This is a genomic window from Flavobacterium sp., from assembly GCF_027531905.1.
Lineage (GTDB): Bacteria > Bacteroidota > Bacteroidia > Flavobacteriales > Flavobacteriaceae > Flavobacterium.
Genome location: NZ_JAPZSU010000008.1, coordinates 16,701 through 34,974, shown reverse-complemented (window position 1 = coordinate 34,974; position 18,274 = coordinate 16,701). Strand labels below are relative to the sequence as shown.

Genomic DNA, 18,274 nt, shown 5'->3' with positions numbered 1-18,274 from the left:
AGACTAAAGAAGACTGGACAACACAACCGTTGTCCAATTCTATTTATTTAACAACAAACAATACACATAATGACCGTAGATTTATTATTAGGATTACAATGGGGAGATGAAGGAAAAGGAAAAATCGTAGACGTACTTACCTCTAATTATGATATCATTGCACGTTTTCAAGGAGGACCAAATGCAGGTCACACCCTAGAATTTGATGGAATTAAGCACGTTTTAAGAACGATTCCTTCTGGTATTTTTCATAAAAAAGCTGTAAATATTATTGGAAATGGTGTAGTAATTGATCCTGTTGTTTTTCAAAAAGAAATTGAAGGTCTTCAAAAATTTGACATCGATATCAAAAGTAAATTAATCATTTCTAGAAAAGCTCATTTAATTTTACCTACACACCGTTTGCTTGACGCAGCTTCTGAAGCGGCAAAAGGAAAAGCAAAAATTGGCTCTACTTTAAAAGGTATTGGCCCAACGTACATGGACAAAACAGGTAGAAACGGACTTCGCGTTGGCGATATCGAATTAGAAGATTTTGCTGATCGCTATAGAGCTTTGGCAGACAAACACGAAGAAATGATTAAATTCTATGATGTAGCCATTCAATATAACTTGGCCGAAATGGAAGCTGAATTTTTTGAAGCTATTCAAGAATTAAAAAAATTAGATTTTATTGATAGTGAAGAATATTTACACCAAGCACAAAAAGCAGGAAAATCTATTTTGTGTGAAGGGGCTCAAGGTTCTTTATTAGATGTTGATTTTGGAACCTATCCATTTGTAACTTCATCTAATACTACAGCTGCTGGAGCTTGTACAGGTTTAGGTATTGCCCCGAACAAAATCAAAGAAGTGTACGGAATTTTCAAAGCTTATGTAACACGTGTAGGAAGTGGACCATTCCCAACTGAATTGTTTGACGAAGTAGGTGCAACAATGGCCAAAATTGGTAATGAATTTGGATCGGTTACCGGAAGACAAAGACGTTGTGGTTGGTTGGATTTAGTAGCATTAAAATATGCCGTTCAAGTAAACGGTGTAACCCAATTGATGATGATGAAAGGTGATGTACTTTCTGGTTTTGACACTTTAAAAGTGTGTACTTCATATCAATACAAGGGAGAAAAAATCACTCATTTCCCTTACAACATTGAACCAGAAAATGTAACTCCTGTTTACCAAGAATTCAAAGGGTGGGCACAAGATTTGACTGGAATGACTACTTATGAGGAATTACCAAAAGAATTGAAAGAATACATTGAATTTATAGAAAAAGAGGTTGAAGTACCTATCAAAATAGTTTCTGTTGGACCTGACAGAAAGCAAACTATATTAAAATAAAAAACCAACGCTCTGAGATTTCAGAGCGTTTTTTATTCCATCTTATTTGAAGAACATGAAAAAAAAGTTATCTGTTTTCCTTCTGATTCTAATTCTTTTTTCTTGTAAAAAAGATGAGATAGAAACTCCCATAAATAGCACTACAAAATACAGTATCTTGGGTGCAAAGCTTCTTATGGACCAGAAAACTATACAACTTATTGGTGTGAATGCATTTCATGTTTTTGGGGTAGGAAGTACCGATATGAATGCTTGGAAAATAGATATTATTAGAGAATTTATTGGCAATACAAAGGAGACACCACTTACGGGTAGCCTAATAAAAGATGCCACAGGAGCCTATTTATATTCGCTTGAAAATATCATAGCAGATAATAGAGTCAATAAAAGAGTTACTATTATTTGTGCTTTTGGTTGGGATGGCACCCAAAACACCGCTTTTACTGGGAAAAGTCCACAACAAACCAATTGGTGGCAGGAATACAAAACCCGATTAAAAGAATGGGCTACTTTCCTTAAAGACCAGCCTGATGTATGGATTGAAGTATGGAATGAACCTTACAGATATGACAGAACTGATGGCTATACCGACCAAGTTTGGCTACAAGACATGAATGAATTAGTATCAATAATTCGGTCTACAGGAAATCAAAACATTGTCGTTGTGCCTTGTGCGGAACAAGGACAAGACGAAAGTGTAGTATTAAATAAAGGCAATGAATTTCTTAACGGAAAATCCAATATCTTATTTGATATTCATGCGTATGAAAAATGGCTTTTGGATAGCAATAGTTCAATTGAAAATCGGTTGAACCAATTGAAAAATAAAAACATTCCGATAATTATAGGAGAAACTGCTCCTATGAATGCAGGAATTTTAATGAATCCAAAACCATTTCTGGATCTTGCTTATGAAAAAGGACTATCAGTTTGCGCTTGGGTTTGGAAAAAAGAAGCCAATGATAAAGATGCATTATTAACCGAAAATGGACTAGTTAACGACAATAACAATAATAATTGGGAAACAACATTCAAAGACTTAACCAATAGAAGTAGAAAACCATAAAAGCTATGTCAAATCCGAAATACAAAATCCAAAAGACCGAATTACTATCCGACAATTGGTATATTTTGAACAGGGTCACTGTTGATTATCAAAAAAAGGATGGCACATGGGATACTCAAAAACGAGAGGTGTACGACAGAGGCAACGGAGCCGCCATTTTATTGTACAACATTCACAAAGGAACTGTGGTCTTGACCCGACAATTTCGATTACCAACTTATATGAACGGTAACCCAACTGGAATGCTAACCGAGGTATGCGCTGGTTTACTTGACGAAGATGACCCAGTCGCTTGTATCATTCGTGAAACCGAAGAGGAAACAGGTTATCGCCTTTCGTCTGTAAGAAAAGTATTTGAGTCTTATATGTCACCTGGAGCTGTGACTGAAATTTTATATTTTTTTGTTGGCGAATACGATGTTAGTATGAAAGTTAGTAGTGGCGGTGGATTGGATCAAGAACATGAAGAGATTGATGTGATTGAAATTCCATTTGACCAAGCGTATTTGATGATTGAAACCGGAGAAATCAAAGATGCCAAAACAATTATGCTCTTGCAATACGCCAAAATCAACCAACTGATTCCAAATGCAACAAGGCTGGCTGATGATTATAGTAATGAATAATTTTGCTAACTCAAAAGCCCTTTGCTTCTAACTAGCCCCGATAGGAACCTACCGTCTGGACACATCTTTTGATAGGCCACAGATGACACAGATTGAACGGGTTTAAACCAATAAGTTTGTTGTCTTTTAAAAAAATGTGTTGAAAAAATATTAAGTTTTATAAATAATATTTTTAACATACAACCAAAAATCGGCGATAATCTGCCTAATCTGCGTGCCATTTTAACATAAAAATATTTGTGTCCAGACGGTAGGATAGGAACGGCATCCTCCTGACTTGTGACCGAACAAGGCAGGAGATATAGTGGATAGCGGGAAACCTGCCTCCTGAAAAAGCCAACTGTTTCGCTCCTAAAACATTAGATATTTTGCACTAAAAAGTACCAAAAAAGAAGAGTGAAAAAGGAAATAGGAATCCCAAAACCAATCATCATACTGCATAATTTTGGTTTTAATCCGTGACTTGCGGCCAAAATACAACCAGTAATCATAGGCGCCATAGCGGATTCTAACAAAGCTACCTGAATAACCTCTGAACGTTGCTGTAATAACACCACATACAGCAAAAAAAGAAATGCTGGAGCGATAAGTAGTTTATAAAAAAGTCCAAGTCTCAAAAAAGACCAATGCTTGCTTTTGCTATCAAATTGTAACTGCAAGCCCACCGAAACCAATGCCAAAGGCGTAACCCCCGCGCCAATAATTTTGAGTCCTTGTTGAAAGAAAGCGGGCAATTCATAATCGTAGCAATTCATTAAGCAAGCGATGACAAAGGTGATAAAAGGCGGAAAAAAAGCTATTTTTTTTACGATTTGTAGCCCGCTTGTTTGCCCTTTGGAATACAAAGTTGCTACCAATATTCCTAAAGTGGATAGCACCACAAAGGAACCCGGCTGATCGACTAAGATGGCAGTTTTCATTCCGCTTTCGCCATAAAGGGCTGTAATAATGGGAAATCCGAGAAAGGACGTGTTACTAAGACCACTACAGATAATTAAACAACCTGTGAGTTTTCGGGACCAACCGAAATGTTTCCCAAGAAGCGCAAACACCAACCAAGATAAAAAGAAAATAATCCAAGCGACTAGAATTGGGTATAACAATTGAGCATTCCACTGAATCTTTGGAATGTAATACAAAGCCAAAGCCGGAAAACAGATTTGAATAACAATCCAGTTGAGTTTTTTCGGAGCTGTTTTTGGGATAGAAGGCAGTCGCTGAAGTGCTAGTCCGAGAATCAAAAAAACAACGATACTAATAAAATTAATCATAGGGTTTGTTTATAAATGATTTTACAAACAAACATATTTAGTCTTTATAATTTACTATTCTTACAAGGAGTGCTAATCCAATAAAGGTTTTCGAAAACAATCCAGTATAACTTCCTAAATTATATGCTGTAGAATTTAAATTATTCCAATCAAAATGAAACAATTGACTAGCACCTTTAACAAAAAGACCTAAGGCTAAAGAAGCAATTAAAATTAAATAAAATTTGTTATTCATTGTGACACTTAATTTTAGTTTCTCAAAAATACAATTAAAAAAAATTCAATAACAATAAAAATCATAAGTTTTATTTAATTTTACTCTCAAAACAATTTTATCTTGGCCAATACGAATCCAAAAAAATCAGCGCTTCACGAAATTCCGGGTATTGCTTCACCCGAAAGTGTTAGTGCTGTAGCGGCTAACACCATTCAATCGTTTCGAAAAAAAACACCTACTCCTACGGAATTAGTTCAAGGGATTTTGGCTGGTAATATTACCGCTTTGAGCCGTGCCATTACGCTAGTGGAAAGCACTAACCCTAAGCATTTGAGTCAAGCCAACGAAATCATTAATTCGTGTTTGTTACACGTAAAAGAATCCGTTAGAATAGGCATTACAGGAGTGCCTGGTGTTGGCAAAAGTACTTTTATAGAAGCTTTTGGAAAACACTTAACGAGTTTAGGCAGAAAAGTGGCTGTTCTCGCTGTCGACCCTAGTAGCACCATTTCGCACGGAAGTATTTTGGGCGACAAAACCCGAATGGAAGAATTGGTGAAAGATAAAAATGCTTTTATTCGACCTTCGGCATCTGGGGAAACCTTGGGCGGTGTGGCTCGAAAAACCAGAGAAACCATCACCTTGTGCGAAGCTTTTGGCTTTGACACCATTATCATTGAAACCGTTGGTGTTGGTCAAAGCGAAACCGCTGTGCACAGTATGGTCGACTTTTTTTTATTGCTAAAAATTGCGGGAGCTGGCGATGAATTACAAGGCATCAAACGCGGCATTATGGAAATGGCCGATGCGATAGTCATCAACAAAGCAGATGGCGACAATATCCGAAAATCAAATTTGGCTAAAGTGGAATTCAACCGTGCTTTGCATCTTTTCCCAGCCAAAAAATCGGGTTGGGCACCTACTACTTCAACGTGTAGTGCCCTAACAAAAGAAGGCATTTCAGCCATTTGGGAAACCGTTTTGAGCTATATAGAAACCACTAAAAGGAATCTGTATTTTTTTGATAAAAGAGCTGCACAAAACCAATATTGGATGCTGGAGACTATCAATGAGTATTTGAAAAACCATTTTTATAATCATCCAGAAATTGTTCCGCTATTAGAAAAAAACAAAGAAGCTGTTGCGCAAAATGCCCTCTCGCCATTTGCTGCTGCGCAAAATATTTTGGATGCTTACTTTAAAAAATAAAGGAATCCAATTTGACATGAATTCCTTTAAAAGCTTTATTTGCCAAAATTATTCTTCTTCGAATCGTGCTATTTCGCGGTCATAAAACGCATTCGCTTGTTCGATTAAACCTTCCATTTCGGCGTTCAATTCGGCTTCGTCTAAATCTTCGGGTTCTTCTAAAAACTCTACCTCATCATCTTTAAGATTAATGATAAATCGAGGATAATCCATATGAATGATAAAAATATCGTCTGGAAAGTCGGTATTGTCGCCTAGTAAAAATTTTGGTAATTCCATTTTTATTTGTTGTTTATTGTTTGTTGTCTATTGACTGTATTTTACTTCAAAGCAAAGCGTATAACTTTTTACAAATTTAAGCATTCAGTTCGTAACAGTTAACCGATTAAACAAATCACCGATTAACCTCAAAAAACTATTTATCCGAAAGAATCACGGGTGCAGTTCCTTTTCCCATAAAAATAATTTTAGTGTTCGGTGAAGTGGCAATTTCTTTCTGTGCTTTGATTTGCTCGTATTGCAATTGTTTCTCGGTTAGCCCTAAAGAAATGATACGTTGGTAATCTGCGATACCTTGTGCTTCTACCCTTTTACGTTCCGCTTCTTGCTTTTCTTTTTGCAAAACAAAGGTCATTTTTTGAGCATCTTGTTCGGCATTAATTTTACTTTCGATGGTTTTCTTTACGGATTCTGGCAAATTGATGTTTCGAATCAATAATTGCTCTAACACCAATCCTCTAGATTTAAAATCGGCTTCAATACTTTTGAAAATGCGTTGTTGAAATTCATTTCTTTTGGTCGAATACAAAGCCACTGCATCATAATAAACAGCGTTGTCGCGAATACGAGTTCTCGTCACTGGACGTACAATTTTATCGGTGTAGCTTTCCCCAATTCCTTTCAAAATTTTAGGTGCTTCATTTGGGATTACACGATACAACACCGTTAAGTCTATGACTACTTCCAAACCATCATTGGATAATACTCTGATGGCGTCATCACCTTCTTGAGCCCCTTCATTATGAACGGCTGACATGGTATAGTTTTGTGTTTGTACATCAAAAACAGTAATATCCAAAAGCGGATTTACTACGTGAAGGCCACTTTCTAAAACATCGGGTTGTACGCTACCATAAAGCGATTTTACGCCTACTTTACCCGCGTCGATTTGCTTGAACATCGAAGAAAAAACTCCGATTAGGAGTAATAGAACACCAATAATTTTTAAAAGATTAGAAAATTTAGATAAAGGATTAGCGTTGTTGTTTAAAGTAAAACTAACGACTAATAAAATTATTCCGAGAATAATAAATACTATCATTTTTTTTGGGTTTAGTTGATATGCTTATTATACGAGGAAATAAAACAGAAGTTACATTTATAAGAAAAACTTTATTCGGCTGCATTCAAACGAACCAGTTTTTTGGTCAATCGAGAAAATCGAATGTATAAAAATACTGCCGCTGCCGTCAATCCCGCTAATAATCCAATCCAAATTCCTACCGCCTTTAGATCCGTATATTTTCCTAGATAAAAGGAAACCGGAAACCCAACAATCCAATAGGCTACAAAAGTAATGTACATTGGAATTTTCACATCTTGAAGCCCTCTCAAGGCTCCCAAAACTACTACTTGAACTCCATCTGAAATTTGAAAAATTGCTGCAACCAACAACAATTTAGCCGTTATCATTATAATTTCATTGTTGTCGGCCAATTGAGAAACATCAGTAGTATTCAAGAATAAATGGGGCAAATAATTATGGAAGACAATAAATAAAATAGCAAATAGCGATTCAATAAGGATTGCCAATAAAAAAATAGAACGTGCTACCACAATTAATCCTTTAAAATCGGCTGCTCCCTTGGCGTGACCCACACGTATCATTGCCGTTACATTCAATCCCATTGCGACCATAAAAGTAGAGGAAGCCAAAATTAATGCAATTTGATTGGCGGCTTGATTATTTTTACCCAAGGTTCCTGAAAGCCAAATCGCAGCGGTAAATAAAGTAACCTCGAACAACATTTGCATCGCTGAAGGAAAACCTAGATCGATGATTTTTTTTAAAATCGATTTTTTGATTTCTTTGAAGGTGAAATTTTTAAAATGGCGTTTCATAATGGCGTTATGCTTCATAATATAATGCATAAAAATCACCATCAAGATTCTAGAAATAACGGTTCCTAAAGCCGCACCTACAATCCCCAATTTAGGAAAAATCCAAACGCCATAAATCAAAACATAGTTAAAAAACACGTGTACCACATTGGCAAAAAGAATGGCATACATTGAATATTTGGTTTGCGATAATCCATCGGCAAATTGCTTATATCCTTGATAAATAATTACAGGAATTAATGAAAAAGCCACCCAATCAATGTATGGCGCTGCCAAAACAACAACTGTTTCGGGCTGGTTCATAAAATACATTAGTTGCTTGGACAAGACCGTCAAAACAAACAAGACAACGCCTAAAATTGTACATAACAACAAACCATGATGAAAAGTTGTTCGGATTTTTTTGGTGTTTTGTTCTGCATCCGCTTCTGCAATCAATGGAGTAATAGCCGTAGAAAATCCAATACCCACAGAAAGTGCCAAAAAAATAAAACTATTGCCTAACGAAACCGCTGCCAATTCAGTAGATCCCAAATTACCAACCATGTAGTTATCGACAATACCAATTAAGGTGTGTCCTAGCATCCCTAAAACAACTGGATAAGCTAATTTTATGTTGTATGAAAACTCTTTAGTGTATTGTGACAAGTTCATTTTATTGCTTTTAAGTCGGCAAAGGTAATCAGAAGAAATTGATTCTTTGAATAGAAATTTAATTAAAAAATCATTTCTAACCCCTTCAAATCAACCATGAATAAAGCAATTCTGACATCTACAATCTTTTCAATTTCTCTTATCAGTAAGGGTTTTCATAAAAGCGATTAACTGTTTCTTTTCCTTATCTGAAAGTAGTAATTCATCTTCAGGCAAGGTTTGATTAGGCACTTTAAATCCAAGGCCAATTCCACCACCTTTGTTATAAAAATCAATGACTTCTTCCAAAGTTTTAAAAACACCATTATGCATATACGGAGCCGTTAACTCAATATTTCTGATGGTGGGTGTTTTAAATGAATTTCTATGAATTTCGGCTTGGGTCAATTCATATTTTCCTAAATCGGCATCTAAATAGTTATGCCTATTGGGTACTCCTAAAATTTCGCTTTCTGTTTTCATAAAATTAGGTGGGACTGTCCCGTTGGTTAAAGGAATAAAATGGCAAGTAGCACATTTGGCTTTGCCAGCAAATAGATTAAAACCTGCTTTTTCGTCTGTCGAATATTCGACTTCATCACGCATGTATGCATCAAACTTTGAATTGTAATCACTCAAAGAGCGAACGTAGGAAGCCAAGGCGTTTTTGATTCCGAATTCGTTAATCTCATTTTTAGGAAATGCTTTTTTAAATTCGGCTACGTACTTTTTATCTTTTTGCAAGGCTTTTACTGATTTTTCAAGAGAACCGTGCATTTCGATTTCGTTTGTAATAACAGCCACAGCTTGGTCTTCGAGATAACTTACTTTAGAATCATAGAAGAAAGCACGTTGAAAAGCGATGTTCATCAAAGTGGGTGTATTTCGTTTTACTTTGGTTTTGCCATCTAAGGAAATCGTTTGTTCTAAACCATCTGTAAAAGCAATATCAGAATGGTGGCAAGAAGCACAAGAACGCGAATTGTTGCCTGACAAAATAGGGTCATTGAATAACTTTTTTCCTAAGGCAATTTTTTCTGGAGTGGTTTTATAATCAGGAAAACCATTGAAAGCTTCTATATCAAAAGCCTCTTTATCAAAGAGCGTTTGCGCTGTAGTTTTTAGAGCTCTGGTCTCTTTTACAAAAGGAATCGAAGCCCTTTTTTGACATTGATATAACTGTTTACTCAATGGATTAGCTATATTTTTTATAAAATACGCTCTATCAAAAGCATTGAAGTTGGTATGAGTTGCTAGGTATTTTGTTCCTTGAGAAAGAGTAGCTGAAAGCGCTTGAAATGACTTAGCATCCAAAGTGTTTTCATAAAAAGTTATATTTTTCGCAATGCTTTCTAAAACTACTTTTGCTTCTGGGATGGAATGCAGTGCAACTGGTGAATCAAAGCCCGTAATTCCGAGGGTAATCATTCTAAATACGGATAGTCGCAACGCATCAAAAACCGAAGCATCTGTCAATTCATTGGTTTGCGCTATTTTTTCTAATCGATTTAAATTCGCATTCAAAATGCCTATTTCTGTCAATACTTCAGCTTTTGTTGACTGATTGTATTTTGGAAAAAAATATTCTTCAATGACTTGAAAGCCTTCTGGAGGCAACGTTTTTCCATCGTTTTCTTCAAACTCTGGTAATGCTGGTCCGTTGATGGACTTGGCAACTGCTGGAAAATAATACTCGGTCAGCCATTCCACTTTTTTGTAACTACTATGAGCTTTCAAAAATTGAAATTTAATCTTTTGGGAATTGGTATCAGATTGCACCAATTCTTTTAAATGTTCAACTTCGACTTTTAACTGCTTTATATTTATTTCAAAATTAGCGGCAACTTTTTGATGGTTTTCCTCAGCGGGTTGACAAGAAAACAAGGCAAATGAGAAGAATAAAACAATGATTTTTTTCATATGTTGATATTTATTGTTTTTTATCGGTCCTATGTAATTCGCATATCATCATTGATTTTTGCGACCAATTTCCTGTCATGCTCATTTCATGATTATTTTAGAAATAAAAAAACCAAAACCACGATAACAAAATGCCATCGTGGTTGTGGGTAATAAAAGATATGTTATCTAGCTAATCCTTTGATTAATACAATTTGACTCGCTTGATCTTCGTTTGGACGATTTGTACCGCCATCAACACCTTTGTATTTTGTCCCTTTCCAAGAATGCGGTTGAACGCTCAACAAAAAGGTGTCATCGATTCCCAATTGCTCCGATACATCAATCATAGCACCATATTCCCAGTCTCCAAATTTTGAAGTTCCTCCTACGTTATATTTGGCAGCATCAGTAGCCGTACGACGGTGGTCTAATTCGAAAACTACTTTTAATTGCTTTTTAGCAATATCATATTGATAGATGTAGGCATCGTGAGTTTCGTCACCATATCCATTGGCATCTTCTTGCACATACACAAAGTTTTTGGTCACACAAATGTTGTCTGGATTTTGAAATTTACCCGCAATTCCGTTACGGTCATCACCATCCAAAATCACTTCTAAATTTCCGATTAATGGATTGTTAGCATCTAAGTTCAATTTATACACACGACCGTATTTGGTTCTAGAAGCATCTGCATTGGTTCCTGTAGTATTTTGACCCGTTACGTTGAAATAGATTTCACGTGCACCTTCAGCACTTCCTTTTCGGTAATCCAAATCTTCTACTCTTCCAAATTTGATACCTTTTAAAGTATTTACCGAAGCGTTTAATGCAGCACCAGTAAGTGTTGTATGATTCTCGATTTTTACAAATGATACAGGATATTTTTGATTCACTACCATATCTTTTTCTCTTTGATTGTCGTCTTGACGTTTCATCATATACAAAGAACCATCGGCTAAATCACCAACACGATTAGACACATACATTATTACCTGTCCTCCGTAAGTTCCTGAATCGTCATCTCCAATCACTACAACCGTTTTCCCAGCATAAGCTTTTGCATTTAATGGCATAGCATTTTCAGCACTCAAACGCCCAAATGAAGCTAACTCTTTGGTAACAGATGCCATTCCAGCATCGGCATAAGGATATACTGCGTGCGTACGAGATTCCTCTCCTGATTCTCCACTAGTTAAGTACAAAGGTCCAAAACCGTGTTCTGCAACAGTAGCCATAGTAGCACCACATAATCTCCAAGTTCCACCATTTGAGTTTAACAAATACTCTCCTTTCAAAGGTTTGAAGGTTTTATCAAGAGTAACTCTTGAAACTGCAAAATTGTCTTCGTGATTTACCAAAAAAGTAAATGTTCCATCATCGTTTCTTAACAAACCAGAACCGTCAGCAGAACCTCCAAAAACGAACTTTGGGCTTCCAGCCAATACATCATCAGAAGAAATTAAAGAGAATAACTCCACGTTTTCAAAACCTGCTTTTTTAGTAAGCAATACTGGAGTTACTGATTGATTTGCCAATACCACACTAGTTGGTTTAGCGTCATTAGAGTCGTTCTCACAAGAAATAAGTGAAACCAAACACAATAAGGGTAAAATTAGTTTTTTCATTGTTATATGTTTTTTTTATACCCACAAAATAAGAGTATGAATTTAAACACATTATCACGTTGGGATTAAGAAACAGCTATCAATCCGTAAGATTTTATAATGTAATTTAATCTAAAATTTACAATCTAACAGTAACGAAATATTGAGTTTAAATTGAGTTAACAATGAGAAGTCAAATCTCACTAGCTTTCGAAAAAAGTATACTAAGAAACTTTTTAAAGTCCACCTAAACGAAAAGATTCTGCTGACAAATCACTACTTTAGTTGCTTTTTAATTTATCTGGATTCCGCACTTTAATGGAATTTGGATACAAATATTATAATACAATGGAAAAATTCACACTCGAGCTTTTATTTCAAATCATAGGAATTGGTTCTGCTTCTGGTCTTATTTACAAATCGCCTTCCTTATATGTTATTGGTGACAACAGCGGGTATTTGTACGAATACTATATGGAAGCCAAAGACTTGCAGCAACACGCTATTATTGAAAACGCCAGCATAAATATTGCTAAAAAAGACAAACCCGATTTTGAAGCCATAACGAGTTTTGATGACAGGTTGTATATTTTTGGTTCTGGTTCTACTCCTAAACGCAACAAAATGGTGGAAATCAATACAACCGAAAAAGAGATTAAAACCAACGATTTGACCGATTTGTATGGCGTAATGCAAAGCTTTGGTCAAATTAAAGCCGATGACTTTAATCTGGAAGGGGCTATTTATACAGGAAAAGAATGGCTACTTTTTAATCGGGGGAACGGGAAAAAGAGCAAAAATGTGATTTTTACAATTTATGGTAAAAACCTAATCAACGAATTCAATATGATTAGCAACGAGTATAAGTTGCCCAAAATTAATGGGGTGCGTAGCAGTTTTACCGATGCCGTTTTGGTTGATACTAAAATTTATTTTTTGGCTACCGCCGAAGATACACAGTCAACATATAATGATGGAGAGGTGAAAGGAAGCTTGGTTGGAATAATAGATATAGAAACGATGAAGCTAGAATTTACGCAAAAAATAAGCGATACGCATAAATTTGAAGGTCTTACCCTCTATCAAAATTCGGATAAAACAGTGGAGTTTTTGTTATGCGAAGACAAAGACTCGGAGGTGTTGGAAACGAATATTTATAAATTGGTACTTGACAAGAGTACGCTTTGAATCGCGAATATCGGGGCGACTCGTGATGAAACACACACTACTTGAGATTGGAAAAAAAATATAAATAAGTAATCATCAATACAATTAAAACCAAAGTCAATTATATGAAAATTAGAACTATATTTAAACTATTTGCACTACTACTCGTTACCTATAGCAATGCCCAAAACTATCAAACTCAAAAAACAGTAGTAGATTTACTTACTAAACTCCCATTAGAAAACGTAATAATTTCTAACCAAAAAGATTATTCTACTACGAATGCCGAGGGTAAATTTATTTTTGTTTCTGCAAACAAAGCCATCAATTTGAATTTTTTGGGATATGAAACTATAGCGACAACTTTTGACGAATTAAAAGAGTCCAAAGACACCATCTTTATGCAACAAAAAACAATCCAACTACCCGAAATCATCGTTGGGAATTCGGCAGCATATATTCAAAAAGTGTACGATAAAATCAAAGACAATGAATTAGGTAACTATACCATTGATTTTTTCTTGAGAAATATTTTGAAAAAAGAAGATGAACCAATGGTACTACAAGACTTATCAGGAAAAAGAAATAAAGACAATTCAGCCAAGAATAAAACAAGCATTGAAATTTTGAATATGCGTAAAGTAAAACTTTATGATAAAAAAGAGGGTATAGACTTTAAATTTCAAAATTTTGAAGAGATATCTAACTTGGTTGCGCCATCACCAAGCGGATGCAATTTTACTGAAATTGCCTTTAATGATGAGAATTACAAAAAAAATTGAATTTGAATCCAAGAATAAAAACAATCAAGGCCTTGGTATCAAAGGTTATCTTGTCATCAACAAAAAAGATCTTGCCATTGTTGAATTAAAAATGAGTTCAGATATTGATACTATTCTACTGCCCTATTCAAAATTTATGCTTTCCAAGGTTAAATACAGGACTCCCGAGTGGACCAAGCACATAAAATTCATCAAAGACGTGGCTTCAAATAAATACTACCCTGTTTCATTAAAAATGGATGTCAAAGTAGAAGTTGCAACAGATAAAAAGTCATTTTTCTTTGATAATTCAATAGATTTCTTTGTAACTAGTGCTCCCCGAGACGAGAAAATTACTTCAAATTTTTCAACAGATAAAGACCTATTCAAAGCTAAATTTATCTACTCAGCTGATTTTTGGAAAAATCAAAATCAATTGCCTTTGACCAAAGAACTCGATACCTTTTTGAAATTAGTAGCGGATAAAAAAGATAAAACAAAAGAATACGAAGTGATGGGAAATTTTTAATCAAATAAAAAAAACTGACAGTGTATGTACAACCGAAATCATTTTAGCAGATAAACAATAATACAAATGAGAACTAAAAAGCTTAAAGAAGCTACAAACAGCGTATTTATAAATTGGTACTTGACAAGAGTACGCTTTGAATAGTAAGATAACACGCTGATGAAAAAGTGAATTTTGTTCTTTAGCCCCTTTAGATTTGCAAATGCAATTTTATTTATAGAATGATCTTTGAAAATTCAGAATTTCTATTTACTTCTTTTTCTTTATTGAAAACTCTAATTTAGTTAATAATTAAAAAGAGAACCAACGATAGCGGCACATTATCTTTTAGCCCAAGGTTAATGATCTATGATCGGATTTAATCCCGATTGTAGTGAAAATCCTTATGACCCGGGGTTCGTGGCATAAGATTGCTTCGTCAGTTCGCTATCGCTCGGGTATAACGGAAAGCGGGAAACCATAACTCCAAAAAAGCCTTTTGATGCGCTCCTAAAAATCAGGAAGTGTGATGTATTTTCTTTTTGATTTCATTTAAAACAAAAAGATAATCTGACTGGTTTTTGACAAAGTCAAGATTTGAAACATCGATGATTAACACGTTCAAATCTTTTTGTGATTTGATATAATCGAGATAGCCCGTATTGATTTTTTCTAGGTATTCTTCCTGAATATCTTGTTCGTAGCTTCGGCCTCTTTTCTTTATGTTTTGCAATAAACGCTGGGTGTTTTGATACAGATAAATGTACAAATCGGGCTTGGGCATTTCTTTATAAATGATGGAAAAAAGGGTGTGGTACAAACGGTACTCGTCTTCTGCCAAAGTGATTTTTGCAAAAATTAGGGATTTGAAAATATGATAATCGGCTACGATAAAATCTTTGAACAAATCGAATTGCGCCAAATCGTCTGACAACTGTTGGTACCTGTCGGCAAGAAAAGACATTTCGAGAGGAAAAGCATATCGGTTTTGGTCTTTGTAAAACTTTGGCAAAAAGGGATTGTCTGCAAAGCGTTCTAATACTGTTTTAGCATTAAAATCTTCGGCGATTTTGTTAGCCAATGTTGTTTTTCCTGCTCCAATATTACCTTCGAATGCGATGTAATTGTATTTTTCTAGAGGAATGCTGCTCAATGGCGCAGGGATTGTCGCTACGACTTGACACCTGCTTTTATCGGTTGTTTCTGCAATTAATTCAGTGACAGATTTTTTAAAAATTGGGTGTATCCAATCCAATTGTAAGTCACAAAATGGCAATAAAACAAAATTGCGGTCTTGCATTAGTGGATGAGGCAATTGTAGTTTTTCAGTATCCACTACCAATTCATCAAAAGCAATGATATCAATGTCAATATTTCTCGCTGCATAACCAACTGTAGTCGTCCGAATGCGACCTAAACGCTTTTCTATTTTAAGAATTTTGCTTAAAACTTGTACAGGAGAAGCGTTGGTGTGCAAAACTAAGGCGCAATTGTAAAAAGGTGTGCTTTCAAAACCCCAAGCTGGCGATTCATAAACTGGGGAAATTTTTAAAACCGTACCTACCTCAAGATGCAATACATCAATACATTGGATAATGGTTTCTAACCTTTGCCCCTGATTACTACCTAACGACAATACGACTTGATGCTGTGACTTCATAATAGGTACAAATTAAGGAAAAGAAAATTAAAATCACTACTGATATACAAGTAGATTATTTTGAAAAAAGAAATTTAAATCTACTTTTGTAACAATACAATTGGATTATAGACTTATTGATAAAAAATAACTAACTATGAGATTTTTAGGAAATGTTTTGGCTACCGTTATTGGTATTTTTGTTTTTATGATGCTTTCATTCTTTGGAATTATCCTTATTGGAGTCATTTTTGGAGGCGATTCTGAAACTGTTGAAGTTGAAAATAACTCAGTTATAGAACTAAATTTATCTGATCTTTCTGATGACTATGCTGGAAAATACTCAGACCCTTGGGTAACGGCTTTTTCTGAAAGAAAAAAAATTGGTTTGACTGATGTTATCAACGCTATAGAAATAGCAGAAACTGACGATGCCATTAAGGGAATTTCTATCCTAAATACCAATTCTAGTTTAGGAATGGCACAAAGCAAAGAGCTTCGTGATGCATTGAACCGCTTTAAAAAATCAGGAAAATTTATTTATTCCTATGCTAATAGTTATTCTCAAAAAGAATATTATTTAAACTCTGTTGCCACTTCAATCTACATCAACCCAATTGGCGAATTGGATTTCAAAGGATTGTCAACTGAAGTTATGTTCTTTAAAGATTTTCAAGAAAAGTCAGGCTTAAAGATGGAAGTAATTCGTCACGGAAAATACAAAAGTGCTGTTGAACCTTTTCTAGAAAACAAAATGAGTGATGCTAATAAGGAACAAACTATGGCATTACTAAACGGAATTTGGACAAACATAGTAGAAGACATTTCGAAAAGTAGAAATATCTCAGTAGAAAAATTGAATACAATTGCTAACGGTCTTTTGGCGAGAACCCCAGAAATGGCCAAAGCACAAAATCTTATTGACTACATTGCTTATGAAGATGTTTACCATAACGCCATAAGAAAGGTATTAAAAGTAGACAAAGACGAGGATTATAACACGGTCTCTATTGCCGATTACACCCAAAAAACAACTACTACTTCTGTGAATATGGATTCCAATGATGCTATTGCTATCGTATATGCACAAGGAGAAATTGGTAGCGGCGAAGGTGATGTAAACGAAATTGGAGAAGGCTCGATGCGTCGTTCGCTTCAAGAGGCCAGAAAAGATGACGACATCAAAGCAATTGTTTTGCGTATTAATAGTCCTGGTGGAAATGCTTTAACTTCTGACTTAATCTGGAGAGAAATAGAATTGACAAAAAGAGTAAAACCTGTTGTAGTGTCTATGGGTAATTATGCCGCTTCAGGTGGGTATTATATTGCTTGTAACGCCAATACCATCTTTGCTGAAAAAAATACGATTACAGGCTCAATTGGCGTATTTGGAACGCTACCTAACTTCTCTGTTGCTGCGAACCGCTACGGCATCAATACTGAACAAGTTAGAACTCACGAAAACGCATCGAATTATAGTCCGTTTGTACCAATGGATGAAAAATTCAAAGCTATAACGCTAGAAGGTGTTGAAAATATCTACGCTACCTTTATTGGTCACGTTGCAGAAGGCCGCAAAATGACTACTGCCCAAGTAGATTCTATTGGTCAAGGTCGTGTTTGGACAGGGTCTGAGGCAGTAAAAATTGGACTGGTAGATAAAATTGGCGGCTTGAGAGAAGCAATAGCCGAGGCAGCAAAATTGGCCAAAATTAAATCGTATAGCACGGTGAATTACCCAGAATATGAGAAAAATTTTGAGGATATTTTTGCAAATTTCCCGTTTGCAAAATCAAAAACAGCTTTTATAAAAGAAGAGATTGGCGAGGAAAATTACCGACTATTACAAGAAGTAAAACGCTTTCAGAATCGTAAAGGAATTCAAGCTGTAATGCCTTTTGAGATTACTATTCAATAATAAAAGTATAAAAGATATAAACCAATCCGTTTAAGGCATACTTAAACGGATTTTTTGCTTTAGAATGTGTATTTTAGTTGGTTATCTAAATTACAAATGTTGCTTTTTAGCCCCGATTGCAGTGGAAATCCTTTGATGCCGGGGTTCGGCAGCAAAGATTGCAACGGAAAGCGGGACGACTCGTGATTGAAATGTCCAATCGTGCTGCTCCAAAAAACAGGAAATGACTTCAGGTTTATGGGTGTAGTTTATTTGGTTTTTGTTGTGGTTAAAAAGCCGTATTTTCTG

The 18,274-nt window shown here is 35.3% G+C and carries 16 protein-coding genes; 8 read left to right on the top strand and 8 right to left on the bottom strand.

Features of this window, described 5'->3' with window-relative positions; translation table 11 throughout:
• Nucleotides 1-69 precede the first annotated feature (69 nt).
• The 3 genes from O9307_RS02350 to nudK are packed head-to-tail and all read left to right on the top strand — an operon-like array spanning nt 70 to nt 3,033.
• Nucleotides 70-1,341, top strand: coding sequence for an adenylosuccinate synthase (locus tag O9307_RS02350; protein ID WP_298294942.1), 1,272 nt, complete (start codon nt 70-72; stop codon nt 1,339-1,341).
• Between the two features lie 55 nt (nt 1,342-1,396).
• Nucleotides 1,397-2,407 (top strand): cellulase family glycosylhydrolase, encoded by a 1,011-nt coding sequence (locus O9307_RS02345; RefSeq protein ID WP_298294940.1) that lies wholly within the window; start codon nt 1,397-1,399, stop codon nt 2,405-2,407.
• Between the two features lie 5 nt (nt 2,408-2,412).
• On the top strand, nt 2,413-3,033 hold the full coding sequence (nudK, locus tag O9307_RS02340) for a GDP-mannose pyrophosphatase NudK (RefSeq protein ID WP_298294938.1): 621 nt from the start codon (nt 2,413-2,415) through the stop codon (nt 3,031-3,033).
• A 359-nt stretch (nt 3,034-3,392) separates the two neighbouring features.
• On the opposite strand, the gene O9307_RS02335 is transcribed toward nudK, so the two are convergent.
• Both O9307_RS02335 and O9307_RS02330 read right to left on the bottom strand, forming a co-directional pair.
• Nucleotides 3,393-4,304 (bottom strand): AEC family transporter, encoded by a 912-nt coding sequence (locus O9307_RS02335; RefSeq protein ID WP_298294936.1) that lies wholly within the window; start codon nt 4,302-4,304, stop codon nt 3,393-3,395.
• 37 nt (nt 4,305-4,341) lie between these two features.
• Nucleotides 4,342-4,539 carry a hypothetical protein gene (locus tag O9307_RS02330; protein ID WP_159682995.1) on the bottom strand — a complete coding sequence of 66 codons (198 nt, stop codon included), beginning with the start codon at nt 4,537-4,539 and terminating at the stop codon, nt 4,342-4,344.
• Between the two features lie 102 nt (nt 4,540-4,641).
• On the opposite strand from O9307_RS02330, the gene meaB reads away from it, so the two are divergent.
• Complete coding sequence (meaB, locus tag O9307_RS02325; protein ID WP_298294933.1) at nt 4,642-5,730, top strand: methylmalonyl Co-A mutase-associated GTPase MeaB; 1,089 nt, start codon at nt 4,642-4,644, stop codon at nt 5,728-5,730.
• Nucleotides 5,731-5,778: 48 nt separating this feature from the next.
• On the opposite strand, the gene O9307_RS02320 is transcribed toward meaB, so the two are convergent.
• The 5 genes from O9307_RS02320 to O9307_RS02300 form a co-directional block, all read right to left on the bottom strand.
• Nucleotides 5,779-6,009 carry a hypothetical protein gene (locus O9307_RS02320; protein WP_024982332.1) on the bottom strand — a complete coding sequence of 77 codons (231 nt, stop codon included), beginning with the start codon at nt 6,007-6,009 and terminating at the stop codon, nt 5,779-5,781.
• Between the two features lie 136 nt (nt 6,010-6,145).
• Nucleotides 6,146-7,051, bottom strand: a complete 906-nt coding sequence (locus O9307_RS02315) for a prohibitin family protein (RefSeq protein WP_298294930.1) — start codon at nt 7,049-7,051, stop codon at nt 6,146-6,148.
• A 71-nt stretch (nt 7,052-7,122) separates the two neighbouring features.
• Nucleotides 7,123-8,505, bottom strand: coding sequence for an MATE family efflux transporter (locus O9307_RS02310; protein ID WP_298294928.1), 1,383 nt, complete (start codon nt 8,503-8,505; stop codon nt 7,123-7,125).
• Nucleotides 8,506-8,634: 129 nt separating this feature from the next.
• Complete coding sequence (locus tag O9307_RS02305) at nt 8,635-10,404, bottom strand: cytochrome c peroxidase (protein ID WP_298294926.1); 1,770 nt, start codon at nt 10,402-10,404, stop codon at nt 8,635-8,637.
• 164 nt (nt 10,405-10,568) lie between these two features.
• Nucleotides 10,569-12,014 (bottom strand): hypothetical protein, encoded by a 1,446-nt coding sequence (locus O9307_RS02300; RefSeq protein ID WP_298294924.1) that lies wholly within the window; start codon nt 12,012-12,014, stop codon nt 10,569-10,571.
• Between the two features lie 327 nt (nt 12,015-12,341).
• Here O9307_RS02300 and O9307_RS02295 point away from each other — a divergent pair, with 327 nt between their 5' ends.
• The 3 genes from O9307_RS02295 (at nt 12,342) to O9307_RS02285 (ending at nt 14,450) form a co-directional block, all read left to right on the top strand.
• On the top strand, nt 12,342-13,181 hold the full coding sequence (locus O9307_RS02295) for a hypothetical protein (protein WP_298294922.1): 840 nt from the start codon (nt 12,342-12,344) through the stop codon (nt 13,179-13,181).
• A gap of 104 nt (nt 13,182-13,285) precedes the next feature.
• Nucleotides 13,286-13,942, top strand: a complete 657-nt coding sequence (locus O9307_RS02290; RefSeq protein ID WP_298294920.1) for a hypothetical protein — start codon at nt 13,286-13,288, stop codon at nt 13,940-13,942.
• Complete coding sequence (locus tag O9307_RS02285) at nt 13,917-14,450, top strand: hypothetical protein (protein ID WP_298294918.1); 534 nt, start codon at nt 13,917-13,919, stop codon at nt 14,448-14,450. Before O9307_RS02290 ends, O9307_RS02285 begins: the two co-directional genes overlap by 26 nt.
• A 496-nt stretch (nt 14,451-14,946) precedes the next feature.
• On the opposite strand, the gene folK is transcribed toward O9307_RS02285, so the two are convergent.
• The gene (folK, locus tag O9307_RS02280; protein WP_298294916.1) at nt 14,947-16,089 is read right to left on the bottom strand and encodes a 2-amino-4-hydroxy-6-hydroxymethyldihydropteridine diphosphokinase; all 1,143 of its coding nucleotides are present in this window, start codon (nt 16,087-16,089) and stop codon (nt 14,947-14,949) included.
• A 136-nt stretch (nt 16,090-16,225) separates the two neighbouring features.
• On the opposite strand from folK, the gene sppA reads away from it, so the two are divergent.
• A complete protein-coding gene (gene sppA, locus O9307_RS02275; protein ID WP_298294914.1) occupies nt 16,226-17,986 on the top strand; it encodes a signal peptide peptidase SppA in 1,761 nt (586 codons plus the stop codon).
• Nucleotides 17,987-18,274: the final 288 nt, after the last annotated feature.